The following is a 4,969-nucleotide window of genomic DNA, read 5'->3' as shown; positions in this document are numbered from 1 at the left end:
GTGCGACGTGCCACGTCCGCCCGTAAGCACGTCGCACGTGGCACGTGGCACGTGGCACGTCGCACGTGGCACGTCGCACGTGACTGTCGTCAGAACGTCACCCTGGCCCCGAGCTGGAACTCGCGCGGCGGCAGGGTGAAGAGGTACTTCCGGAAGTCCGGGTTCGGCACGAGCGCCGCGTTCGGGTTGGCCAGCGTCGGGCCCGAACGGTACTCCGTGGCGACAACCGAGTTCACGTCGTAGTTGACGGTGTTGAACAGGTTGAACGCCTCCGCGATGAGATCGATCCCCGCCCGTCCGTTCACCGGCACCTTGTAGGTGAGGCGCAGGTTGACCGACTTGAACTCCGGGCCCTCCTCCGAGAATCGGCCCACGCCGGGCAGCCGATCGCTCAGCTTGCCGTCACCGTTGTAGTCGTACCCGCGGCGGCGGTTCCAGGGCTGGCCCGAGCCGTACTCGAAGATCGGCGACGCCGTCAGGCCGTACGGCAGCCTGAACACGCCGGAGGCGACGAAGCGGTACCGCTCGTCCGCGCGCGACCGCCCGTATTCGGCCTCGATGTTCGCCGGATCGTTCGGGTAGTCCACGAGCGCGGGGCTGAAGTCGTCGTTGATGTTCTTCTTGTCGCTCACCGTGAACGAGGCCGTGACGACGTGCCCCCCCTTCAAGGTGCCGTTCACGCTGGTCACGAACGCCTTGTACTCGGAGCGCCCCTCGTTGGTGTAGGTGTTGATCTGCGCGAACCCCTTGTTGACGCGGCAGCCATACACGCCCAGGTCGTTGCCGCAGAAGTTCGCGTCGCGGACGATGATCTCGTCGTCGCCCTTGACGTAGACGCCCTCGAAGTCGGCAAAGAGGCCCGTCCTCCCGAGGCGCGCCGTGTAGCCGGCCGTCGCCTGCGTCGATCGCGGGTTCACGTACGTGTCAGCGAGCCGCACGGCGTCGCGGGCGAGCGGGATCCCCGTCGTCGACGGGCTCGCCGCGTTGAGGGGCGCCGAGAAGTTGCCGAAGAGCAGGCTGCTCCAGCGCTGCTGGATGATCCGTCCCGTGTAGCCGTTCTGCTGAAGCTCGCTGAAGGCGGGCACGAGCAGGAACCGGCCGGTGAACATGCCGGCGCCCCCGCGCACCACGTGCGAGCCGTTCCCCCTGATGTCCCACGAGAATCCGGCGCGCGGCTGCAGGTTGTTCGTGTCGCGCCCGCGCGCCTCGGGCATCATCGGGCTCGTGAAACCGGGATTGTTGCCGTCGGTGTCCAGGTCATAGCGCAGGCCGGCGCTGATCGTCAGGCGCGGCGAGGGGCGGAAGTCGTCCTGGATGAAGCCCGAGAGCAGGTGCGTCTTGATCGTCGCTTCGCCCGAGCCGGACACCGAGTAGTAGATCACCGGCAGCGCCCGCGTGTCGGTCAGGTACAGCATCAGCCCTTGGGGATACACGGGGAAATTCCACGTGTCGTTGACGTACTGCCAGGCGCCCCCCACCTTGATGTCCTGCGCCCACGCCCCGCTGCCGATCCGCGTGAAGAAGGTGTCGCGCAGCTCCACGATCTTGCCGTCGTCCCGCTGGTCGCCGACGAGGTTGGCGCCCGTGATGAGCGTCTGACCCAGCGTGAAGAACTCCGTGAGGTCGCTGGAGTTGTTCGGCTCCTCGAACTTGCGCTGCCCGACCTGCACGGAGAGCTGGTTGAGCGTCGTGTTGCTGAGCGTCCAGGCATGCGTCAGCGTGATATTCCAGTTGTCGCGATCCAGACGCATCCCGCTGCTCTCGTCGCCGAACCCGCCGACGCGGAAGTTCTCCTGGCGGTAGCGCTCGTAGACGGCCTTCACGCGCAGGTTCTGGTCGTCGCCGATCCGGTGATCGGCCCCGCCGTAGAACAGCGACTGATCGAATGGGACCGTGATGTCCTCGGCCAGCGCCTTGTAGGCGCCGCCCGGCCGGAACAGCGCGATCGAGTCCTCGCCCACCTGCTCGAAGGACAGGAAGAAATGGGTGCGGTCCTTCACCACCGGCCCGCCGACCGTGCCGCCGAACTGCTGCCGCGAGTAGTCGTTCTTCTGCAGTTCCAGCTTTCCCTTCTCACGCAGCGAATCGTCGCGGAAGAAGGCGAACGCCGAACCCCGCACGTCGTTCGTCCCCGACTTGGTCACGATCGACAGCGCGCCGCCGGCCGATCCACCGATCTCCGTGTCGAAGCGGTTCGCGATCACGCGGAACTCGCCGATCGCATCCTGGCTGAAGCGCGCGCGCGCCAGGCCGAGCGTCGCATCCGTGAAATCGACGCCGTCCACGAGAACGGTGGACTGGCTGGCATTGCCGCCGGCGCCGATGACGGGCTGGTTGGTGATGAAGCGGAAGCCGCCGCGCTCGCGCTGCACGCCGGGCGCGAGGAACGCGAGGCTCTGGAAGTCGCGGTTGGCGACCGGCAATTCCTGGATCTGCTCGGGCACGATGTTCGTGGACGAGTCGGTCTTGTACACGTCCACGAGCGACGCCTCGGCGACGACGTTCACCGTCTCGGCCACCTGCGCGACTTTCATCGTGGCGCTCACGCGGGCGGTCTGGCCGACGCGCAGCGTCAGCCCCTTCTGGTCGATCGTGGCAAAGCCGGCAAGTTCCAGTTTCACGTCGTAGGTGCCCGGCTGCAGCGCAATCGCGCGCGCCGTGCCGGTGGCGTCGGTGACGAGCGCGTGCTGGAACCCGGTGTCGGGGCGCGTGACCGTCACGGTCACCCCCGGCATCACCTGGTTGCTCTCGTCGACGACGGCGATCTCAATGACGCCATCCGCGACCTGGGCGCCGAGGGGCGCCGAACCGGCGGACAGCAGCGTGAAAACCGCCAGCAGAATGGCCGGACGGCAGCGGAATAGACCGGCTGACAGCATGCGTACCTCCAGGCGCCCCAGGCGCCCCTACAAACCGAACGCTCGTTATGTAATGTGGAACTCTACTGGCGCGTCAAGAGCCTGTCAAGCCCCAAGGCGGCGGGCGAAACCCCGCCACGGAGGAAGGCCCGGAATTCAGCGCAGGAACACGTTGGGCATGAGGGCGAGCGGCTCCCCCGAGCGGAACAGCCGAAGCGGCGTGGCCAGCTGCAGCATCGCCCGCCGCTCCATCGGATGCACGAGCGACAGCAGCGCCGAGGCTGAAGCTCCCTCGCCGAACGGCTCCGCCACCAGCTCGTAGAAGCTGCGCTTGGGCGGGTAGACCACGAGCTGCACCTCGGTCGCCGGGTCGATCTTCGCGTGCTGCTTCGCGAGGGCGACCGCGCGTTGCAGGCCGCCCAGCTCGTCGACCAGGCCGAGCCGCTTCGCCTGGGAGCCCGTCCACACGCGCCCCTGCGCGATCGCATCGATCTTTTCCGGCGTGGTCCGCCGCGCCTGCGCCGCCTTCTCGACGAACAGGTCGTAGGTGGCCTGCATCTGCTCTTCGACCTTCGCCCGCTCCTCTGGCGTGAACGGGCGGTCGGGGGAATAGATTTGCGCGTACTGGCCGCGGCTGGTGGCCTCCATGTTGAGCCCCAGCTTCTCGAACGTGCCGCCGAGCGCGAACTTGCCCATCACGACGCCGATCGATCCGGTCAGCGTCCCGGGCTGCGCGACGATGGCGTGCGCGGGCATGGCGATGTAGTAGCCGCCGGAGGCGGCCAGGTCGGACATCGACGAGATGATGGGCTTGGACGGCCGCGAGATCATCAGCTCGCGCCAGATCACGTCCGAGGCGATCGCGGATCCGCCGGGGCTGTCCACGCGCAGGACGATGGCCTTGATCGTCTCGTCGGCCCGCGCCTTGCGGATGTACTCGATGATCGTTTCCGATCCGACGACGGGGCTGCCGAGATCCGACGTGCTGCGGCCGGACGCAATCGTCCCCTCCGCGTAGATGACGGCGATCTTCGGCCCGCGATCGATGCCGAGCGAGGCGGCCGGCACGTGCCGGTACTGATCGTTGTCGAGCCGCTTCATGCGTTGCCCGCCGAAGCTCACCTTGTCGTCGATCTGATCCTCGTACGCCACGTCGTCCACGAGGCCGAGGCGCACGGCGTCCTCCGGCAGGAGCGGGCCGCGGTCCACGATGGCGCGCACTTCGGCCGCGGACTTGCGGCGTCCCTCCGCGATGCCGCGAACGAGCTGCTCGTAAAGGTCGGTCGTGAGCGACTCGGCCATCTCGCGGTGCGCCGGCGTGTAGGTCCTCTCCGTGAACGTGTTCGCCGCCGTCTTGTAGTCGCCGATGTGCAGCATGTCGGGGTAGGCCCCGATCTTGTCGAACGCCCCCCGCAGGAACAGTTCGTACGTGGCCAGCCCGCTGAGATCGAGCGGGCTCGCGGGCATGAGGAAGACCTTGTCGCAGGCTGATGCGAGGTAGTACTCCTGCTCGCCGCCGTACTCGAGATACGCGACGATCGGCTTCTTGGACGTCTTGAAATCGACGACCGCCTCGCGCAGCTCCTGGAGCTTGCCCCACAGGCCGTTCGCACCGGCCGGCACGAGGACGACGCCGGCGACACGCCGATCGACCTTGGCCTTGCGCAAGGCCTCGACCGTGGCGCGCACGGTCGGTGGCGACTCGATGAACTGGTTGAAGACGCCGCCGGGTTCGGCCTCGGCGAGATCGCCGCCGATGCGGAGCACGAGCGTGGAGTTGGCGGCGACGCCCGGCTCGCGTCCCATGACGAGGAACACGGTCCCCACCGCGCCGATGGAGAGGACGATCGCGACAGCGATGAGAACGAGCACGAGAGCGACGCCGCGCCGCATGGCCACGACAGGGTCCTTTCGAGGGCCGGAAACCGCCGACCTGTGCCGCGGTTCCGGGCGTGATCCGGCGCACAACCGGACCTTCGAGTATAGCGCGCGGCGGTGGTTTACGTTATAATCCGAGGTTCCACCAGGCGACGACCAGCCCTTCGTGCGGAAGTGGCGGAACTGGCAGACGCGCAAGCCTCAGGAGCTTGTTGCCGCAAGGCAGTGGAGGT

The 4,969-nt window shown here is 67.5% G+C and carries 2 protein-coding genes; both read right to left on the bottom strand.

Annotated features, from left to right (window positions below; genetic code table 11):
* Positions 1–89 precede the first annotated feature (89 nt).
* The gene (locus tag HYU53_19335; GenBank protein ID MBI2223349.1) at positions 90–2,879 is read right to left on the bottom strand and encodes a carboxypeptidase regulatory-like domain-containing protein; all 2,790 of its coding nucleotides are present in this window, start codon (positions 2,877–2,879) and stop codon (positions 90–92) included.
* Positions 2,880–3,014: 135 nt separating this feature from the next.
* Positions 3,015–4,757 (bottom strand): signal peptide peptidase SppA, encoded by a 1,743-nt coding sequence (gene sppA, locus HYU53_19330; GenBank protein ID MBI2223348.1) that lies wholly within the window; start codon positions 4,755–4,757, stop codon positions 3,015–3,017.
* Between the last annotated feature and the right edge of the window lie 212 nt (positions 4,758–4,969).

It is taken from the genome of Acidobacteriota bacterium, assembly GCA_016184105.1.
GTDB lineage: Bacteria > Acidobacteriota > Vicinamibacteria > Vicinamibacterales > 2-12-FULL-66-21 > JACPDI01.
This window is presented reverse-complemented; position numbering and strand designations above follow the sequence as displayed.